This window comes from Peptoniphilus rachelemmaiella (assembly GCF_943169845.1).
Classification (GTDB): Bacteria; Bacillota; Clostridia; order Tissierellales; family Peptoniphilaceae; genus Aedoeadaptatus; species Aedoeadaptatus rachelemmaiella.
On the sequence record NZ_CALPBW010000002.1, the window covers coordinates 1 to 18038 of the forward strand.

At 36.5% G+C, this 18038-nt stretch carries 21 protein-coding genes and 1 pseudogene; 1 reads left to right on the forward strand and 21 read right to left on the reverse strand.

Annotated elements, in window-relative coordinates:
* The coding region (locus KO087_RS00835; RefSeq protein WP_215506759.1) for a transposase at positions 1-267 on the forward strand (267 nt) is incomplete at its 5' end.
* Between the two features lie 202 nt (positions 268-469).
* Here KO087_RS00835 and KO087_RS00840 read toward each other — a convergent pair.
* The 21 genes and pseudogenes from KO087_RS00840 to KO087_RS00940 all read right to left on the reverse strand — a co-directional run bounded on the left by KO087_RS00840 (position 470) and on the right by KO087_RS00940 (position 18005).
* The gene (locus KO087_RS00840; RefSeq protein ID WP_215506762.1) at positions 470-1186 is read right to left on the reverse strand and encodes a hypothetical protein; all 717 of its coding nucleotides are present in this window, start codon (positions 1184-1186) and stop codon (positions 470-472) included.
* A 94-nt stretch (positions 1187-1280) separates the two neighbouring features.
* Entirely contained in the window at positions 1281-1451 is a 171-nt protein-coding gene (locus tag KO087_RS00845) for a hypothetical protein (RefSeq protein WP_215506764.1), read from the reverse strand.
* A gap of 372 nt (positions 1452-1823) precedes the next feature.
* Positions 1824-3473 carry a DNA/RNA helicase domain-containing protein gene (locus tag KO087_RS00850; protein WP_215506767.1) on the reverse strand — a complete coding sequence of 550 codons (1650 nt, stop codon included), beginning with the start codon at positions 3471-3473 and terminating at the stop codon, positions 1824-1826.
* 54 nt (positions 3474-3527) lie between these two features.
* On the reverse strand, positions 3528-4409 hold the full coding sequence (locus KO087_RS00855) for a M23 family metallopeptidase (RefSeq protein ID WP_215506769.1): 882 nt from the start codon (positions 4407-4409) through the stop codon (positions 3528-3530).
* Between the two features lie 9 nt (positions 4410-4418).
* Complete coding sequence (locus tag KO087_RS00860) at positions 4419-4619, reverse strand: helix-turn-helix transcriptional regulator (RefSeq protein WP_054253891.1); 201 nt, start codon at positions 4617-4619, stop codon at positions 4419-4421.
* A complete protein-coding gene (locus tag KO087_RS00865) occupies positions 4612-4977 on the reverse strand; it encodes a DUF3796 domain-containing protein (protein ID WP_215506771.1) in 366 nt (121 codons plus the stop codon). Before KO087_RS00865 ends, KO087_RS00860 begins: the two co-directional genes overlap by 8 nt.
* 617 nt (positions 4978-5594) lie before the next feature.
* Positions 5595-5816, reverse strand: a complete 222-nt coding sequence (locus KO087_RS00870) for a DUF3784 domain-containing protein (protein ID WP_215506774.1) — start codon at positions 5814-5816, stop codon at positions 5595-5597.
* Between the two features lie 289 nt (positions 5817-6105).
* A complete protein-coding gene (locus tag KO087_RS00875; RefSeq protein ID WP_215507033.1) occupies positions 6106-7662 on the reverse strand; it encodes a recombinase family protein in 1557 nt (518 codons plus the stop codon).
* Positions 7655-8071: a recombinase family protein gene (locus KO087_RS00880; protein ID WP_215506776.1), complete on the reverse strand. Its 417-nt coding sequence runs from the start codon at positions 8069-8071 to the stop codon at positions 7655-7657. Before KO087_RS00880 ends, KO087_RS00875 begins: the two co-directional genes overlap by 8 nt.
* Entirely contained in the window at positions 8064-9626 is a 1563-nt protein-coding gene (locus KO087_RS00885) for a recombinase family protein (protein WP_215506778.1), read from the reverse strand. The genes KO087_RS00880 and KO087_RS00885 overlap by 8 nt, the downstream gene beginning before the upstream one ends.
* Positions 9627-9683: 57 nt before the next feature.
* Entirely contained in the window at positions 9684-9893 is a 210-nt protein-coding gene (locus tag KO087_RS00890) for an SHOCT domain-containing protein (protein WP_215506780.1), read from the reverse strand.
* A 216-nt stretch (positions 9894-10109) separates the two neighbouring features.
* Positions 10110-11213: a helix-turn-helix domain-containing protein gene (locus tag KO087_RS00895; protein ID WP_215506782.1), complete on the reverse strand. Its 1104-nt coding sequence runs from the start codon at positions 11211-11213 to the stop codon at positions 10110-10112.
* 13 nt (positions 11214-11226) lie between these two features.
* Positions 11227-11994, reverse strand: coding sequence for an ABC transporter permease (locus KO087_RS00900; protein WP_215506784.1), 768 nt, complete (start codon positions 11992-11994; stop codon positions 11227-11229).
* Entirely contained in the window at positions 11991-12905 is a 915-nt protein-coding gene (locus KO087_RS00905; RefSeq protein WP_215506786.1) for an ABC transporter ATP-binding protein, read from the reverse strand. The genes KO087_RS00900 and KO087_RS00905 overlap by 4 nt, the downstream gene beginning before the upstream one ends.
* The gene (locus KO087_RS00910; RefSeq protein ID WP_215506788.1) at positions 12905-13105 is read right to left on the reverse strand and encodes a PLD nuclease N-terminal domain-containing protein; all 201 of its coding nucleotides are present in this window, start codon (positions 13103-13105) and stop codon (positions 12905-12907) included. The genes KO087_RS00905 and KO087_RS00910 overlap by 1 nt, the downstream gene beginning before the upstream one ends.
* A 354-nt stretch (positions 13106-13459) precedes the next feature.
* Positions 13460-14276: pseudogene (locus KO087_RS09685) on the reverse strand (N-acetylmuramoyl-L-alanine amidase).
* A complete protein-coding gene (locus tag KO087_RS00920; RefSeq protein WP_215506790.1) occupies positions 14277-14408 on the reverse strand; it encodes a phage holin family protein in 132 nt (43 codons plus the stop codon).
* A 304-nt stretch (positions 14409-14712) separates the two neighbouring features.
* Positions 14713-15282, reverse strand: coding sequence for a signal peptidase I (gene lepB / locus KO087_RS00925; RefSeq protein WP_215506792.1), 570 nt, complete (start codon positions 15280-15282; stop codon positions 14713-14715).
* 73 nt (positions 15283-15355) lie between these two features.
* Positions 15356-16630 carry a class I SAM-dependent RNA methyltransferase gene (locus KO087_RS00930; RefSeq protein WP_215506794.1) on the reverse strand — a complete coding sequence of 425 codons (1275 nt, stop codon included), beginning with the start codon at positions 16628-16630 and terminating at the stop codon, positions 15356-15358.
* Positions 16630-17436 (reverse strand): CvfB family protein, encoded by an 807-nt coding sequence (locus tag KO087_RS00935; protein WP_215506796.1) that lies wholly within the window; start codon positions 17434-17436, stop codon positions 16630-16632. Before KO087_RS00935 ends, KO087_RS00930 begins: the two co-directional genes overlap by 1 nt.
* Entirely contained in the window at positions 17433-18005 is a 573-nt protein-coding gene (locus KO087_RS00940; protein ID WP_215506799.1) for a hypothetical protein, read from the reverse strand. The genes KO087_RS00935 and KO087_RS00940 overlap by 4 nt, the downstream gene beginning before the upstream one ends.
* Positions 18006-18038 lie beyond the last annotated feature (33 nt).

The window sequence follows — 18038 nt, forward strand, 5'->3', positions numbered from 1 at the left end:
CAGAACGACAAAGAAACCGCCGCCACCGCCCTTTCAAAGTGGATGGAAGAGGCAAAGAAAGGCGGGCAAAAGGAATGGCGTTACTGCTTGCGCGCCTACAACAACTGGTTCGAGGAGATCACCAACAGCTTTGATTACCCGTGGAGTAACGGCTATGTGGAAGGAACGCACAACAAGATCAAGACCGTGAAGCGTGTGGCTTTTGGGATGCAAAACTTTCATCATTTTCGAACCAAATTACTCTTTGTTTGTTCAAAAGATCGGTGATGGATGGCTTTTAGGAAAACAAAAAGGAGCCTAGTTTTCACTAGACTCCCCAATGGTTGACATAGAACCATAAAAAAGAAGGGTGAATCGGATGATTCGCCCTTCTTTATCCCTATGACGCCTCTTCGGAGGCGTTTTTTGTGTCTTGTAACTGCCGTAGGTGGAATTCGCGCCCCTCATCCTCTTCTTGCACCATGGAAACTTAGGGTTCCTTTACCCCGTAGTGATCCATTTGTTCAAAGTAGGCGTCGTATTCTTCCCGCGTCATGGATTCTTCCCGAAGCCGTTTATCCATTTCCGCCTTCTCCTCTGCCGCCGGATCCACGGTGGGATCGATGGAATCGAGGGCCTTTGCATCGATGGTGACGTCCTCGTGGAAAAGCCCGAAAAGGGTGTTGTCCCGCAGATCGTACATGCCATTGGGGCCGGTCACAAATAGATAGTAATCCTCCCGCGTCTTGTACCGATCCACCCTCGGGCGAGCGAGAAACAGGACTTTCTCATTCTCGTCGTTATACATGAAGTCCGCTTCCGTCGGCTCCGCGTAGATGGTTTGCTTTTCATCGTCGACGACATCACCGCCGGGGATTCGCACGGTCACCGTTCTTCCCTCTTTCATTTCTCCCTTATAGACCTTCTTTACTTTAAAGACGGCGTCTCTGTAAACGGCTATGTCCCCGCCGCCATAAGGCGACACTTTAAAGGGTTTCGTAAAACCCAGAAAGTCTGCCGCCACCACCAAATCGGAGCTGTTTGCCATTTCATTGAAAGAAAGCTGCGGATAGTCGGTGTCCGTCGCTTTTTCAATTCGTTTATACTGATTTCGCGACGGACTTTCAGCCTCTCCCGCTTTCTGACAAGCCACCGCAAAGAGGCAGATCGAAAGAACACATAAAATCGAGATCCAACGTATTTTCATAAGGCGGGCTTTCTTGCATTTAATCTTCATGGAAATCACCTTTTTTATCCCTCTGCCCTTCTCCGGGTCACGCCCTTAATCCCGCCGACAGAATTTATTTTTTGTTTTCATCCTCTAAAGCGGTATATTTCTTCAGGGCGTCTCTCCTCGCCTTATGGCAAACGCGGATAATAACGTAACATGCCAAGCTGATGGCGGCGACGACGACGATAAAAGCGATGATCAATTCAACAATGAGCAAAGCCCCTACAGGTGCAAAATCCATAATTCGTCCTCCTCTCTACGGGAACAAGATATCATTCTACGAACTCTCTCTTTGTATATCGTATATACCCCCCATTGACTTCTAACCACCCTTCAGTCTTTTTATTAGAGCATTCTAATAAAAAATCGAGTAAGTCTTTTGCTTTTCTTACTCGATCGCTTCTTTATTTTTTCCTTAATACTGCCACGCACTCCACCTGGAATACTGCCACGCACTCCACCTGGCTTGAGTGGTCAGTATGGATAAAATTTAATATTTTAAGGAAGCCTCGTATGTGGGAATAGGATAAGAAATCTAGTCGAAAAACAAAATCTCTACTCTTAAAATCAACTATCTAATTATTACTGTTAAAATTTTCGCCCTTTACTTTTTTCAAGATTGCTCTGATCTCAACTTTCTAACCTCTTCTTTTAATTGCTCATTTTCTTTTCTTAGTGCTTCATTAATAACATTATTTGAATTTTTCCACCAATTCAGTATCTCTAATACCACTTTATACAGATTGGGGTTATTAATAATAACCACTTCTAGTTTATCTCTAACTCTTGTTAACGCTTCAAAGTAACAGCTGAATTCATCGTATGGATAATTTCTATAATCATCACTTTCTTTATAATTAGACGTCAATTTAGCCGTTTCTTTATCGTAAAAGATATACTCATCAAATATCACAATGACATTGTTATATTCTTTTCCTATAACATCATGGATGTTTTTTGAATTAATTACAAAATTTTTCCTTTGCTTTCTTCCTGTAGTTTTTGTACTATATTCCGTTAATTCAATAGGTATAAATTGGTCATGACGATACCTATACTCTATATAATCAGATGCCCCTTCTCTATTATTAAAGTATTTAACAGTTACTTTTTTATAATCAGCTGGTTGACTCTCTCTATCCGTAGGTTGTAATAATTTTCTAATAAACCACGACATCTCATTATTTTGTCTAATCTTATCACCTAGAAAATAATTAGTAATTTTTATACCTTGATTAAGTTTATCTTCTATATTTAATGTTTTCTCAGAAGGATGTAGTGTTTGTATTTTGTCGATACTATAAACAACTAGTTCTACGTCTAAATCTATTAAAATATTATACTGCTCTTCTCTTACTCTTTGAAATTCATCAAATAAAACAACATCATACTTTCTAAGCTGTGAAAAATCAGAACTTATCGACTTAATATCAAAAATATCAAAGTTATGAATTCTACTTAATTCTCTGAAGTTCTCTAATTTACCACAAAAAACTAAAATTACTTTTTTACCTTGTTTTATAAATTCTGCGGCTAAATCAAATAGTACAAGTGATTTTCCAGTGCCTGCCCTGCCCGACACACTATGATATACCGATCTAGAATTTAATATTTTATCGACTACTTCTCTTTGTTCCTGATTTAAGTAGTAAGAGTTCTTTACGAATTTTTCAGGCTCACTATAAGGAGATATTATTAAATCTTCTGGTTTTATCATTTCAAGCTTATTACATTTAATGTAGTCACTTGTTATATCTAGAATCAAGCTGGAAAATCCTACTTCTACCAACTTATAATCTTTATTTGAACAACCATCAGTTGGAACTAACCTATACAATTTTTCATCACTTAAAACATATGTATAATTAATTACATTTTCTGTGCAATTTAATAAAATATGATTTTGTCTTCTTAAAGTATCTTCCAATTTCTCCTTACCACCATTTGGATATTCAGACTTTAATTCAATATTTAAAGTTGTATCTTTGGTAAATCTTAATAAATCAAATTCCTGATTAATAGCTTTACTGTTTTTATAACCATAATAAAAAGCTTCTTTCTGTTCAGAATTCAATTTACTGCTTATTTTTTCATATAAAGATTTAAAAGTTTCCAGTTCTCTATACTTTATCTGAACATTTGAAATATTTTGTATTTCGTCATCGAGAGTTGCTATAAAGTTTTTCATTATATTTTCGTCATTATAGATAACAGGATTGCTTATAATTTGATATAAAGACTCTAAATTAATACTTCTACTCATTTTATTACCTTCCCTTAAATTTATTCTTGTGATAAATACTTACCTATAATAATTTTATACAATATAATTTCTTACACTTTGCCCTCTATGAATATATTTGCCTTTATACATAGAGTAGTCAAAATCTGACTTAATCGGTCTTGAATCATACCTATTATAATCTTCTATTTTATCAACTTTTATGTCTTTAAATTCAATCGGAAGTCCAGCTGATAGTACAAAGCCTTTTCTATTTTGTACATGAAAATGTATATGAGGCTCCGTTGTATTGCCTGAATTTCCACACTCAGCTAATTCTTGATATCTTTTTACCGTATCGCCTTTTTTAACTAAAAAGCTATTTGGTTTTATATGGCAAATTAGAGAATACTCATTTTCCATATGTTTGATTACAATGTAATTTCCTCTGATATCTCTTATTAAAGGATCTGTAGAATTATTCCACATAATCTTACTATCTTTGCATTTATTAGATACTTCAACTACTATCCCGTCTGCTGGAGCTATTATATCGCTTTCATAACAATAATAATTTTCTAGTTTTTTTCTATCTCCATTATAACTCTTTAGTTTATCGTCTAACTTTATAAAATCATAAGCATATCTTTGAGCATTAATACTCCAAGAGTGTGATAATTCCTTATCCACACCTCCATTAACTACTGTCCATTTACCTTTGAAGGGTAAAGAGTACTTAATATCGCTTTTATAATTTGAAACACAGGGGACTGGATTGTTTTTTAACGGAATAGCGAACATTGCAAAAAGTTGTCCTAAAGATTGAATGAAAATTGGCAAAGTAAATAATAACTCAAAAAAACCAAATATCCAAAATCCCCATAAAATTTTCCATAACTGACTATCAAAAACAAATCCGAAGAAACCAAATAATCCTACCCATTTAAGATATGATGCTAGTTTAATAAAAATCCTCATAAATATCCCCTATTCATCTATAACGTTAAAAATATCTTCAATACTCACATTAAATATCTTGGCAATATTCCAAGCCAATTCCAAAGATGGGTTATAACGGCCATTCTCTAAATTTCCTATAGTTTCTCTTCTAACACCCACTAATTTCGCCAAATCAGCTTGTGTAAAATTATACTTTGCCCTATATTCTTTTATTCTATTTTCAATCATTTCTCATACCTAGCTTTTCTCTAAACTCATAAATTATGATTAATATCGTATATACAAAAATTGATATAGTCCAAGCTAGTATTAAAGCAAATATAGAAGATTCATATAATCCATAATTTAGGACGAAAAATTTATATAGGCTTATTATTACAAAAACTAAATTTCCAGCAAAAAATGAAAATGCAGCAGATTTATTTGTGTAGTCTTCCAACATCTCGTCAATATCAATAAATAGATATTTAAAATGTATTAAAAATGCAAAGAAGCACAGAAATAGCTTATTCTCTGTATAGATTCCTAAAATTCCTAATGCTGATAAAAGCCCTAAAGATCCATAGATTAATTTGTATTTATTCATAGCTCACTCCTTTGTGGTATATTTCTATCATTTTGATGAAATTATACCACATCGCTAAATGTAAGACAATTAAAATCATCCTCTTTATATTTCAATTAATCTAAGACCTAATAAAATGAATTAGCAATATAAATTTTAATATGTTTATTTCCATTAATCATTCTGAGCACAAAAATAGTCTTTTAGAATTTAACATAAAACTCTAAAAGACTATGACTTCACTGCATATTCTTTCTCTTTATATCTAAATAAAAATCATCTATTCTCCATCCATACCACCCCATGCTTTTAAGCAACTTAGGTAAACCATTAAATCTATTTTAATTTATGAATTCATCTTTTATTCTATTCTATAAAACAATAAAATTTTTACTTGCTTGCTCACATTTGCGGGAGCTTAATGAAATTTCTTCACATTATTTCTTCTTATAACGAAAAGACCCGACTTGGCTCGCATTGTACTAAGAGACGTGTCGGGGACTATTAAGTATTATAATACACATTTATATCTATTTTCAAATCTTCTATTTCTCATATAAGTTTTTCAAACTAATTATATATAATTAGTTATCTATTTCGACTACCTCAAAAATTAATAGCTAGACAAAGAGGAAGTACTATTTAATGATAATTACCCAAATCCCAATTAAAATAAGGATAATGCCAATGATAAGTTCTACCAATCCTACCTTTTTAGCATAGGATTCTGTCTTTCTTCCAGATTTATAATCTGCCTCAAAACCGTTAATCAAATTATATTTTTCTTTAAAATAGATCAAATATCCAAATGTAGTAAAAACGACCCCCACTATTATAAGTATTATCTTTAGTAAATTCACTAAGCACCTCTATCAAAACTTCCTATGTTAACAAATCTCCTTATCATTTCTCAAAAATCAAATTGTAATTTACTTATATTTTGAATATCCTTATTTTTCCCTATCTATATCCATAAAAATTTTACTGATGATTAGTTATATCCTAAAAACTAACTATTCTATCACTTTAATTAACACTTATACTATTTTCTTAACAACAATACTATACACTAACAATGGTTCGCATTGTTAAGAGGCGTATCGGGTAATGTTAGTTATATTGTATATTTACTTTTAATTCTTGTCAATTTTATATTTCAACTTCAAGTCCAGATTTAAATATTACTTTCAGTTTTTCTTCATAAACCACTATCTTCTCTATAAGTTTTCTTACTAAATCTTCATCATAGCTTTCTATTTCTAATTCTTGGTTGTCTAGAAACTCTTTTAATTCCATTAGTCTGCTTTGTTCATTCTTCTCTTCTGCCATATCTAGTAGTATCTTATCTTTTTCATTTCTTAATTCCTCCACCCTGTCTGCAAGGTCTGTATAGTCTTTCTTGGCATTAGCTACTTTTAAAAGTTCTTCTTGAACCGCCAGCATTTCTTGGTCTATTTCTTTGATTCTGCTACTTCCATTACCTGTGATGGCTTTTTCTATATTTTCTCTTATTATTTCTTTTAATTCACTGCTTTCAGATATAAGATGATTGATGGCTTCTACGACTGCTTCTTGTAGGTCTTCTTCTCTTATGGTTCTTGCTTCACATGCGTCTGGTCCATGGGTTACTCTTGTACAGCATCTCCAAACAGTATATTTCTTCCCTCTGTTGTTCCAAGCAATTCTCCTATAAATATCTCCGCATTTTGAGCAGTAGACAATACTTGAAAGTGTGTATTTGCTGGAATAAGTTCTTGTTTTTCCTTTGCCACTCACCATATTAGCTCGTCTGTACATTTCTTCCCCGACTCGCATGAAGATTTCTTTTGGTATGATGGCTTCGTGACTATTTTCTACATAATATTGAGGTGCAATTCCATCATTCTTTACCCTTTTCTTATTTAGAAAATCTACCGTATATGTTTTTTGTAAGAGGGCGTCTCCCATATATTTCTCATTGGTTAATATTTGATTGAGGTTTGATACATGCCACTTCTTATTTCCTGCTCCATTTACTATCTTATCTTTTTCAAGTCCTGCCTTTATGTCTCGTAGACTTGCCCCTTCCAAGTATTCTCTGTAGATCCTTTTTACTATTTTTGCCTCTTCAGGAACTACGACAAGTTTTCCTTCTTCGTCTTTTGTATAGCCTAAAAACCTATTATGGTTTACCTGGACTTGGCCTTGTTGAAATCTATATTGAAATCCCAACTTCACATTTTGTGATAAAGACTGACTTTCCTGTTGAGCAAGAGATGCCATAATGGTAAGGAGGACTTCTCCCTTGGCATCCATCGTATTAATGTTTTCTTTTTCAAAGAAAACTGGGATGTTATTCTCTTTTAGTTTTCGAATATACTTTAAGCAGTCTAGTGTGTTTCTGGCAAACCTCGATATTGACTTTGTAATGATGTAGTCGATATTTCCTTCCATGGCTTCTTCAATCATTTTATTAAAGCCAGCTCTTTTCTTGGTATATGTTCCACTGATTCCTTCATCAGAAAAAACTCCCGCAAATTCCCATTCTGGATTTTTCTTAATATAGTTTGTGTAATGGTCTACTTGAGTGTCATAAGAAGTTGCTTGTTCATCACTATCCGTTGATACCCTCGCATAAGCTGCCACTCTCAGTTTCTTCTTTTCTGATTCCTTAATGGAATTTCCTTTTTTCTTCTTCGCTGGTATGACTATAACCTTGCTATTCATCATCTATCACCTCGATTAAATTGTACTGGTAGCTTGCTCGTTCAAAGGGATCTATGGGCAAAGTCTCTTCCTTCTTATATCTAAACTTGCAGGGAACTTTAATAATCTCTTCTTCCTTTTCCCAAACTCGTCCCATGGCTACTGCCCTTTCCTTTAACATTTGACCTGCCTTATCAAAACTTTCTCTATCTATTATCTTGGGATAGATGTCATTTCCTAAATATTTTTCGTTGGTTAAGATTCTTTTTACACTTGAGCTGTTTTTCTTGATACCTGCAAGTTCTGCCGACTTTATAAGGGCATTTCCATCAAGATAGTTTTTAAAGATTTTTCTTATATTCTCAGCTTCTTTTTCCTGAACTTCTAATCTTCCGTCTCTTATTGTATAGCCATAACATAACCTAGACATCTTCTTTCACTTCCTCTCTTAATACAAGTCCACACTTTAAATGAAAATCAAGAGTCTCTCTATCGACAACTTGAATGTGGTCAATGATTTCTTCAAACAAGTCATCTTCAAAGTGATCTATCATTTCACTTTTTCCTAAGATTCCTATTAACTTTTCAAGCTCTCTTATTTCTTCATCATTCCCAAGGATGGCTTTTTTGCTTCTCTCCTTTTCCATGAGTAGATAACTTTCTTCACTTGAAATCTCACTGCTTTCTTTTGCGTAAATACTTGCATCTAAAACTCCCGAAGTTATTAGTTTGCTTAGAACCTCTTTTCTTTCCTTTAATTTTTCTAAGCCTTCTTCTATTTTATTTATCTTCGTAACTTCCCCCTTGCTGTCCACTCTCTTTAGTGTTTCTAAGAGTGGCATTAGAATTCTATCTTTTCCAAAGACTAGCTTGTTTACTAAAGTCACAAATGCTAGTTTTATGTCCTTGTCTTTAATAAACTTCATAGAACACTTATTAATATCTTTTAGGTGTTCACTACAAGTCCAAGCTATATATTTTTCTTTTCCATTATAGTGATGCCTTCTTTTAAAGGTTGAACCACACTCGCCACACTTTATTTTCCCTGATAGGCTATATCTATTTTGATATCTTTTGGTGTTTTCTCCATTTCCTTTTGCTATAGCCCTTATCTTTATTAGGTCTTGAACTTTCTCAAAGTCCTCTCTACTTACAATGGCTTCATGGTTATCTATAATCTTATACTGGTCTTCCTCTCCCTTATTTTTATGTCTATTATAATTTTCATCTGTATAAGTCTTTTGGTAGATGACATCGCCTATATATTTTTCATTTTTTAAGATTCCATTTATAGTCGACCCATGCCATTTTGCTCCTTTTTGTCCTTTAATCTTTCTTTTATTTAAGTCATCTGCTATTTTGTGAGTTCCCTTACCTGAGAGATACTGTTCAAATATTTCTTTTATGATTTTTCCTTCTTCTTCATTCACTACCATCTTTCCGTCTATATTCTCATAGCCATAGGGTAGGCTTGATATAATAAAAGTTCCATTTTGAAATCTTTTCTTTATGGACCATTTGTTATTTTCTGATATAGACCTGGATTCACTTTCTGCAAGGGATGAAAGTATGGATAACATCAACTCACTTTCCATGGTTCTTGTATCAATGTTTTCTTTTTCAAAATAGATACCAATGTTTAAATCAAGGAGTCTTCTTACGATTTCCAAACAGTCTGTTGTGTTTCTTGCAAGTCTTGAGATGGATTTAGTTAGGATAAAGTCTATTTTTCTGTCTTCACAGTCTTTTAATATTTTTAGAAGTCCATCCCTACATTCTTTTTTTGTTCCAGTGATGCCTTCATCAAAGTATAAACCTGCAAATGTATATGATTTATTTTCTGTTATCATCTTTTCGTAGTGTGCTTTTTGCGTTTTAAGACTCACAAGCTGAGCTTCCTCATCTGTCGATACTCTTGCATAGGCAGCAACTCTTAATGTAGATTCTTCTTTTTGATTTGCTTCTATTTTTGTTATCTTTTTCATCGTCTCACCTCTCTCTCTTAGTGCTATATTCCCGTACAAATGAGTATATATCAAGTCTTATAGCATTAATTCTGAAAGAATAGGTCTGAATTTTTTAATGTTTTCTCTCCTGATTTTCCTATATTCTTCAAGGCTAATTTCATCTAAAAGAAATAGGTCTTGGATAAATTTATCCGATAGATAGAAATTAAGCTCTGCCTTTAAATCCATTTCAGTATATTCAGTTTTTAAAATTTCTTTTCTACCTTCAAACTTTTCTACTCTCATACTCCACCTCCTATATCACAGGCAAAGAAATTAAGGTTATTTTTAACCCTAATTTTCTTTCCTCTATATTTCTTAAGACAAAGGGAGTGTTTTTGAGTAAAGTTTATAATCTCTAACATATGTAAAGAGAAATATGGCGTTAGAAAGGTAGGCATAAAAATAAAAGGTCATAATTTTGGAAAATTACAACCTTTTTGTCTAATAGCAGTTATTTAATTATAGAGAGTATATTTCTCTAACCTTATCAACTAAGAACTTTACCTTCCCTTCAGAAATAATTCCTTTAAAGTTTTCATTATTCGCTATTGCTTCTATATAAAAGCGAACAATCATATCGTCACTTCTATTTGGATTTGTAGGTAATAATAAATTTTCATCAAGCCATTCATCTATTTGATTAAAATACTCATCGCCTCTTATCTTAAACGATTTTTCCTTGCTCTCTATTAGTAGGTTGAGTAATTTTTCTACATATTGACTAGCGATTTTTGGGTTATTATCTTCAATATAGTGCGTTGCCAAGGATAAATAGAAGTTTAAAACGATAGAAATATTTAGTTCCATGAGATTAAAAGTTTCTATTAAATCCTCCACTCTCTCCAATGTTTCAACCCAATCGTCATTATTCAAACTACTCTTCATCATAAGAAGGGTGATTAAATCAATTATGTTCTTATAAATCATTACTTGTAGTTTTTGATCTACTTCATTATCCTTCTTCGTTTTTAAATAAGCTGAAGCCACCAAACAATCTTTCGATATAGATAGCATGTCAGAAGATGGTAAAATATTTAACGCTTCTTCTGATTTTCCTAAACTAATCAGGCAAGCTGCCCTCAAGCTCAATGATTGTTCTTTAAGTATAGGATCTTTCGAATCCTCACGCACTCTCTTTAGTATATGATTTGCGTATTCGAGATATTCCTCTTTCTTGGTAGTGTCAGTTGCTAAACCACAGTGGTTCAAAATAAACAAAGCCATATAGTATAGGAGTTCAAAGCAAGAATAGTATTGTTTAATTTTAATTTTTATATCTTCTAGGATACTATCCATACCTGCGTCAGTGACACGATTTTCTAAATCTATATAAAATTTTTGAATTTGAACTGAAGATAAATCTGGGTCATATCCTATTAATTCATCCACACTTATATTAAAAAAAGTGGCAAGTTTTGGTAGAAGTAAAATATCTGGATGGCTTTGACCTGTCTCCCATTTTGATACGGATGCCTTTGTTACCATCATGAATTCTGCTAATTCTTCCTGAGTTATGCCTCTTTCTTTTCGCTTCTGAAGAATATTTTCTCCAATTTTTAGCATGATATTTTACCTCCTAACTGATTTGCTTTTTGTTTATTATAGCAATCGAAATTACGATACACAGTATAAGCAAAATACTGCCCGTAATAATCGGTACATAGTAGTCATCATATCCAATTCCTTTTATAAGGTTCACAGGCTTACCTATTAATGCGATAGGCATGTACTTAACAATTTCATCTCGAATAGATAATATAAGTTGAATCACAATCCCAGCAGTCGTTAATATTAATGTACCTATAACATTTCCTGAAATCACTCCAGCTAATGTCTCTAAGGATATTAAAAATAAGCCAAATATAAAAGGAAGCAAGGCTGCCATAAGTATATTTCTAATAGGAAATGAAATCCCGAAAAAGTACTTTGTGTAGAGATAAGTTAGTATAAATGAGCAAAAGTAAGCCAAAAACCACAAAATGAAATTGTAAAAAATCTTCGATAGCACAACTTGATACCTTGGGAGTCCCTTAGATAGCAAATTAATCAAGGTTCCTTTTTGGAATTCATTGGCCATTTGTGTACTTAGTATAATGGCTAATCCAAACATTCCTATTTGACTAATATTTTTAAAGAATTGTGTCCAAGAGTCAATTTCTGATGGTGGTGCTACGTTAATATCTATATTTCCTGTAGCTATGGATTGAAGTATCATAGGAGTTAATTTTGCTGTCAAAGGACTTATTAACCCGATGAACAAGAACAGGATAAAGGTAGAAGTCATTTTTTTAGTCCTTGCACCTTCAATAGCTTCTTTCTTTAATAGAGATAAAAATATCCTCATGCTTTCGTCACCTCCAGAAAAATATTTTCTAATGTAGGTTCTTCTATTTTTATTTCTAGAGGAAATATGTTTAACTTATATAGCTCATATAAAATATCGAGGTCTTTTAGTTGATTGTCTTCATCTGTTAAGTACAGAGTATCTCCTTTTTCATTAATTACCAGATTTGAAAATTTATCTAGTGACTTAAATCCCTTTAGTTCTTCATTCGACCTAAATCTGATTTTAATTGTGTTTTTCCTCTTTATATTCTTAAGTTCATCTATTGAACCTTCCAGTACATTTTTCCCTTTATCAAGCACCACTACATGATCACAAATCGCTTCAACATCCGATAAAATATGTGTGGAAAAAATAACAGTTGTAGAGTCTTTTATCTTTAATATGATGTCTAAGATCTCTTTTCTTCCAAGTGGATCGAGGGCAGAAGTGGGTTCATCACATATTAGTAGTTTAGGACTATTTAACAAGGCTTGGGCAATACCCAAGCGCTGTTTCATACCTCTAGAATAGCCACTAATTCTTTTATTGACATCTCTTAATCCCACCAATTCTAAAAGTTCCTCGCTCTTGTTTTTGATTTCATTTTTGCTAAGACCAGTTATAGACCCACATAAATTGAGATATTCTTTTGCAGTCATATAGCCATAAAATTCAGGGACATCTGGAAGATACCCGATAAATCGATTGGTTTTTGACTGACCAAAGCCAACTTTTTCTCCAAACACTTCAATGGAACCTTCATCAATTTTCAAAAATCCTAAAATCATTTTCATTGTCGTTGTTTTTCCAGCACCGTTTTTTCCTAAAAAACCAAATATTGTATTTTCAGGAATGGACATGGATAACCCATTAATAATCGTATTTTTCCCAAAGGATTTATGAAGATTGTCAATTTTTAGCGCTTCCATTATTCGTCCTCCCTACCTATTGTTAAGTATAAGATAGGTCCAATAATTTGAATAAAAACAACTATTAAAATCCACATAGTTCTGCTTCCAAATTTATATCTATCGTGTTTTAAAACATGTGTTAAGGAATAAATCATAAGTCCAATTTCTAAAATAATAATAGGTATAAGTATCGGTAAATATTCTCTAATGATATCCATTTTAAGCCCTCCTTTATTTGTGTATATCTTAGCATTTTATTAAATCAACTATCAAGAAACCATTAGTAAACTTATTCTATTTTTATCAACTTTAAAGAAACTATATTTTGTTTTATGAGGAATGAATACATCATTTATTGTATGCCATCAAGTCGTAGTGCATCCTTTTCATATATTACAATAGATATTGTTTCTGCTTTTGCTACATTCCCATTACAGAAACTTTCCCGATACTATGGATTCTGATGGCTTCTCACTATTAGTTGTTAACACTGAATCGGTAATGAGGTCTCACGAGATAAGTCATAAAAAAATAGCCTGCACCAAAATCGGCACAGGCTTCTTACTTAAATATTAAAATAGTTGGTTCACTCTTTTCTGAACAGTATAATGATCATATCCAGCTTGAGTTAATCTCCTTTTTCTTTCTTCCCCATTTCCCCATTTCCCCATTTTCCACTTATAACTTCTCTAGCTAATTAGTCGATTGTTTTTCCAACTGGATAAACCATCTTGCCATTAGCATCGAATACTTTTAATCTGAATCTATCTGCACATCTTTTTGCATTAGCTAGATTTCTAAATGCACCTTTCTGGCTTTTTACATCAGACCAAGATTTTCTGACTCTATATAGTCCATTTGTTGGTTTACTAACAGTCTTATTGCCTCTTAGTCTTTTATTGACCTCATTTGCTATATAAGGAAACTTACTGCCAAGATATGTCCCTGGACAATTTGTATTGGAATACCATTCATGTTTTTGAAGAACACCATCCTTACCTCCAGTATAGGTGCAAGGATAGATTCCATTTCTTCTACAGATGTCTGTCACTAAATCAATTAGTCTATTTAAAACGCAATCAGAAACAACCACTGAGGTCCTCTCGTAGAGTTCTCTACTTCAATTGTGACTGCTCTATTGTCATACCAGGAAGATGAGGTTGTCCAGGCTCTATTGGCCTCATCAACACCTAAAACAATTACTCCATCGGATCCTAAATTGTAGTTAGCTGATGCTCGCCTTGCTCTTGGCACAAATACGCATGCAAGATTTCTACAGTTTATAACTCCAGCTGCGTGGTGGATTGCTATTTTAGTAATCTTTTGATTTCTTCTACCACTATGGTTAGGCGAAAGAATTGTTGCTTGTACTAATGGACTATTACTCATTTATTTTTCCTCCTTGAATTGTTTTAATATATCTTTTAATTTTTCTGGTATTGGCAAACCTAAAGCTACAGAACTTTCCAAAATAAAAATACCCTCCTTACTGGTTTGTCCAGTAAAGATGGTACATATCATTTTTGGCTAGCTATTTTTTTTATATTTTATAGGTCTATTCTGTCCACTCTCCCTATAAATATCTATTCTGTCTACACACCCCTACGATTTTTACTATTAATATGTTCCCACAAGGTGTTTTTCTAATAGAAAAATGGCTTTTAAGAGTTCTTTTGAAAATCCTAAAAGGCATTGATTTCAGCACTTTTATAGCTTGTTATTCTATTTTCTTGACATCAATACTACAGTCTCCATCGGCAACCTATGGGGAAACATGTCGACGGGGATAAGGGACTCTATATGGAATTGTTCTTTTAAATAGTATTCAATTAAAATGTCTTGTTTTTCTTAAGGGGAAAACTCTATAACTCACTTTACCTACGACATTCTTAAAAGGAACGTCGCCAAAAGTTCTACTATCAATGCTTCCTCCGGGCTCCCTATTATCGCCAACGACAAACAGTTCATCATCCGAAATAGTATGCGGCCCGGCCAAATGAATTGCCTCGGTGTACATACCATCTTCGATGTATGCTTCATTTAGAGGTGTGTCGTTAATATATATCTTGCCTTCTTCTATGCTTATCTTATCACCCGGTAAGCCTATTACTCTTTTAATGTATAATTTTTTATTATCTTTAGTCGGAGGAGAGAAAATAATAATGTCTCCCCTCGTGTATTTATTAGGGTTGATGATATTTTCGTATTTTTTGACAATTAATAAGTCTCGATCTTCAAAGGTAGGATACATAGAACTTCCGTCAACACGAGCAGCCTGAAAAATAAAGGTTCTTATGAATAGGGCCAACAAGAACGCTGCTACTATGCATAAAGCCCACTCTCTTAGATTTCTTGCTATATTCGTATTATTAGTAGTGTAAAACATTTTTTTCATTATTCGTCTCCCTACTATGGCTTCGTTTCGCTTTTTAACTGTCACAAAATAGTTCACACATTCGAGTGACCCTTTATTTTCTCCTTAACACCGCCACACACTCTACTGCCGCTGTATGGGGAAACATGTCGATGGGGGTGAGGGCTTCAATATAGAATTGTTCCTTTAACAGGGCCAGATCTCGCGCCAGGGTGGATGGATTGCAGCTGACATAGATCATGGTTTCAGGATTCGCTTTAATGGCACCTTCGACGACCATGGGATCGAGCCCGGCCCGCGGTGGATCCACGACGAGGACGTCCACCTGCTCCTCTTCGGCGATGCGGGGCATGATTTTTTCCGCCGCACCGGCGATGTAGCGCACATTGTTGACGCCGTTTTTCTCCGCCGTCTTCCGCGCGTAATCCACGGAGGCTTCGGCGTATTCGTTGGCCACCACGGCCGCAGCCTGTTCGCTCAAAGGCAGAGTGATGGTGCCGATGCCGGCGTATAGCTCCACCACATTCTTGCCCGGCTCAACATTGCTCACCACGTTGTCGATAATGGCTTCGGCGCCCATGGGGTTCACCTGAAAGAAATTGGAGCCGAAGATGCCGTAGTCGTAGCCGGCCAAGGTTTCGGTGATTTCTTTCTTCCCGTAAAGGTGCTCCATCTTTCTGCCGTAGTGGAAGCGGGGATTGGTGTTTTTCGTGTAGTACAAGCTGTCCACCCCGGCTTCCAGGGCAAAGGCCACGGCGCCGTGAAGGAGGTTGTCCTTCATGTCCTTGGGTCCGGACAAAATCACCATGCTCTCGCCCCGGCGGGTGGTGCGAATGCCCACGAGGGCCACATCATCCAGCCACTTTTCCCCCTGCATGGCGGCTAAAATTTCGTTGGCTCTATCCGTCTGCATTAGGCAACGCTTTATGGAAATAACTTCGCCGCCTTTGCCGTAGAGGGTGAGCTTTCTGTCTTTCACGTGAAACTGCATGTGGTTGCGGTAGCCCGTGCTCTCGCCACGCGTAGTGACGGGATCCACGGCCACAGCCACATCGCCGATACGGGATAAGGCATCGGCCACCCGACGCCGCTTCCAATTCAGCTCCTCTTTTCGGTCCAGGGACAAAAAGGCGCAGCCATTGCAGTTCGTGTAGGGACAGGGATTTTTCACGCGGTAAGGGGATTTTTTCTCGTAGGATGTAATCTCTCCTTCGAAAAAGCGCTTCTTCTTTTTTACGATGGTCACATCCACCACGTCGCCGATTTCCCCGCCGTCTAAAAAAACCACGGCACCGTCGGCTTTGCCCATGCCTCGTCCCCGATAGTCGTAGTCCGTAATTGCGAGGCGCACCTTGTCGAAGACTTCCATTACTTCCGTCTCGTTTCCGTGGGCCCGGGGATCGCCTTGCCTTCTTTATAAAGCTTGCCCACAGCCCGCTTGAAGGCTTTTTTCGTCATGCCCGTGAGGCGCTTGATCGCCTCGGGATCGGATTTGTCGCCGACGGGGAGTCTGCCGCCCATTTCATCCATAAGGCCCAGGAGCACGTCGGAATCCTGAAGCATTTGCACGTGGGCAAAGTCTCGCAGCGACAAAGTGAGTTTACCGTCGTCAAGTACATTGGCCACCCGCACTTCCACCGTATCTCCCGCGTGGTAGATTCCCTTCATCTCTTGCTTGGGAATGCGGCCGTCGTAGGTGTCGTCCACGGCGACGAGGACGCCGCTTTTGCCTACGTGGTACACCGTGCCCGTGACCCGATCCCCTTTTTTGTAGGGGCTGTTTGATTTTAATGCGTCTTTAATTTCCATGGAAACGGCCAAGCGCTCGGACTTGTCCACGTACATGGTAAAGAGGTATTTTTCTCCTTCTGCGATGCGCTCCGTGGCTTCAGAGAAGGGAAGCAAGATATCTTTCGGTGCGTTAATGCCGACGAAGTAGCCGATTTTCGACTTGGCCACCACTTTCAGCTTGGCTACTTCTCCCACTTGGATGAAGGGCGCCTCGAGCATGCCGGCGATTTGCCCGTTGTTTTCACGGTACAAAAACACGTCCCGCATCTCTCCGTCTTTGCCCCGCATCTCGCCGTGAATGGGTACTTCCTTTTCGCCGTCGGTGGCCCAAAGGTATTTGCCCTTTTCCACGAGTTTTAACTGTTGTACTTTTCCTAATTTCATTTTTTCCCTTTCTCCAAGAGCTCCTTGGCCATGTGGTCGTAAATGTCGTGGGCCCTGCCCTCTAAGGTGGAGCCCAATTCGTAAAAGGCGTAGCTGCCCCCTTCGCTCTTTAAGAGGGCGTCTAAGGCGTAGTAGCTGAAGGCGTCGTGGCGGCCTAAATTTTCCACGATGGCCCGCGCCTGGGTCTTGTGGGAAAGATCCGTGTAGCGGGTCAGGTAGATGCCGAATTTTTTCGCCTCAATGACTTCGCTGTCCCGCATAAGCAAAATGGCGAGGCCCAAAAAAGGACGCTCCATTTGATCCAGGGCGAAGAGCCACTGCTCGAAGCGGCCCACGGCTTCCAGTGCCCGGTTCTTTTCAAAAAAGCGGTCGATGTGCTCCATGGCAAAGGGCTCCCGGCCGAAATATTCCATAATGCCCACGTCCAGGGCGTCGGTATTCACCGGCGTCGGTGTCATTTCTTTATTGAGGACGGCCCATTCGTAGCTGCCGTCGTCGCCGATGTCCACCCGGGGATCTTCGACGATTTTTCCGTATAAGGTCTTCGGTTTTTTCTTAAATCCAAACATAATGCCTCCTGATTTTATTTTCCCACAGGCGCT

Bases quoted from the DNA above. Each gene is read 5' to 3' on its own strand.
- KO087_RS00850 (WP_215506767.1), bottom strand. From the start codon at position 3,473: ATGAGTAGAAGTATTAATTTAGAGTCTTTATATCAAATTATAAGCAAT.
- KO087_RS00900 (WP_215506784.1), bottom strand. From the start codon at position 11,994: ATGAGGATATTTTTATCTCTATTAAAGAAAGAAGCTATTGAAGGTGCA.
- KO087_RS00935 (WP_215506796.1), bottom strand. From the start codon at position 17,436: ATGAAATTAGGAAAAGTACAACAGTTAAAACTCGTGGAAAAGGGCAAA.
- KO087_RS00880 (WP_215506776.1), bottom strand. From the start codon at position 8,071: ATGTCTAGGTTATGTTATGGCTATACAATAAGAGACGGAAGATTAGAA.
- KO087_RS00840 (WP_215506762.1), bottom strand. From the start codon at position 1,186: ATGAAAATACGTTGGATCTCGATTTTATGTGTTCTTTCGATCTGCCTC.
- KO087_RS00930 (WP_215506794.1), bottom strand. From the start codon at position 16,630: ATGGAAGTCTTCGACAAGGTGCGCCTCGCAATTACGGACTACGACTAT.
- lepB (WP_215506792.1), bottom strand. From the start codon at position 15,282: ATGAAAAAAATGTTTTACACTACTAATAATACGAATATAGCAAGAAAT.
- KO087_RS00885 (WP_215506778.1), bottom strand. From the start codon at position 9,626: ATGAAAAAGATAACAAAAATAGAAGCAAATCAAAAAGAAGAATCTACA.
- KO087_RS00875 (WP_215507033.1), bottom strand. From the start codon at position 7,662: ATGAATAGCAAGGTTATAGTCATACCAGCGAAGAAGAAAAAAGGAAAT.
- KO087_RS00845 (WP_215506764.1), bottom strand. From the start codon at position 1,451: ATGGATTTTGCACCTGTAGGGGCTTTGCTCATTGTTGAATTGATCATC.
- KO087_RS00855 (WP_215506769.1), bottom strand. From the start codon at position 4,409: ATGAGGATTTTTATTAAACTAGCATCATATCTTAAATGGGTAGGATTA.
- KO087_RS00865 (WP_215506771.1), bottom strand. From the start codon at position 4,977: ATGAATAAATACAAATTAATCTATGGATCTTTAGGGCTTTTATCAGCA.
- KO087_RS00940 (WP_215506799.1), bottom strand. From the start codon at position 18,005: ATGTTTGGATTTAAGAAAAAACCGAAGACCTTATACGGAAAAATCGTC.
- KO087_RS00920 (WP_215506790.1), bottom strand. From the start codon at position 14,408: ATGATATGTACCATCTTTACTGGACAAACCAGTAAGGAGGGTATTTTT.
- KO087_RS00860 (WP_054253891.1), bottom strand. From the start codon at position 4,619: ATGATTGAAAATAGAATAAAAGAATATAGGGCAAAGTATAATTTTACA.
- KO087_RS00905 (WP_215506786.1), bottom strand. From the start codon at position 12,905: ATGGAAGCGCTAAAAATTGACAATCTTCATAAATCCTTTGGGAAAAAT.
- KO087_RS00910 (WP_215506788.1), bottom strand. From the start codon at position 13,105: ATGGATATCATTAGAGAATATTTACCGATACTTATACCTATTATTATT.
- KO087_RS00895 (WP_215506782.1), bottom strand. From the start codon at position 11,213: ATGCTAAAAATTGGAGAAAATATTCTTCAGAAGCGAAAAGAAAGAGGC.
- KO087_RS00890 (WP_215506780.1), bottom strand. From the start codon at position 9,893: ATGAGAGTAGAAAAGTTTGAAGGTAGAAAAGAAATTTTAAAAACTGAA.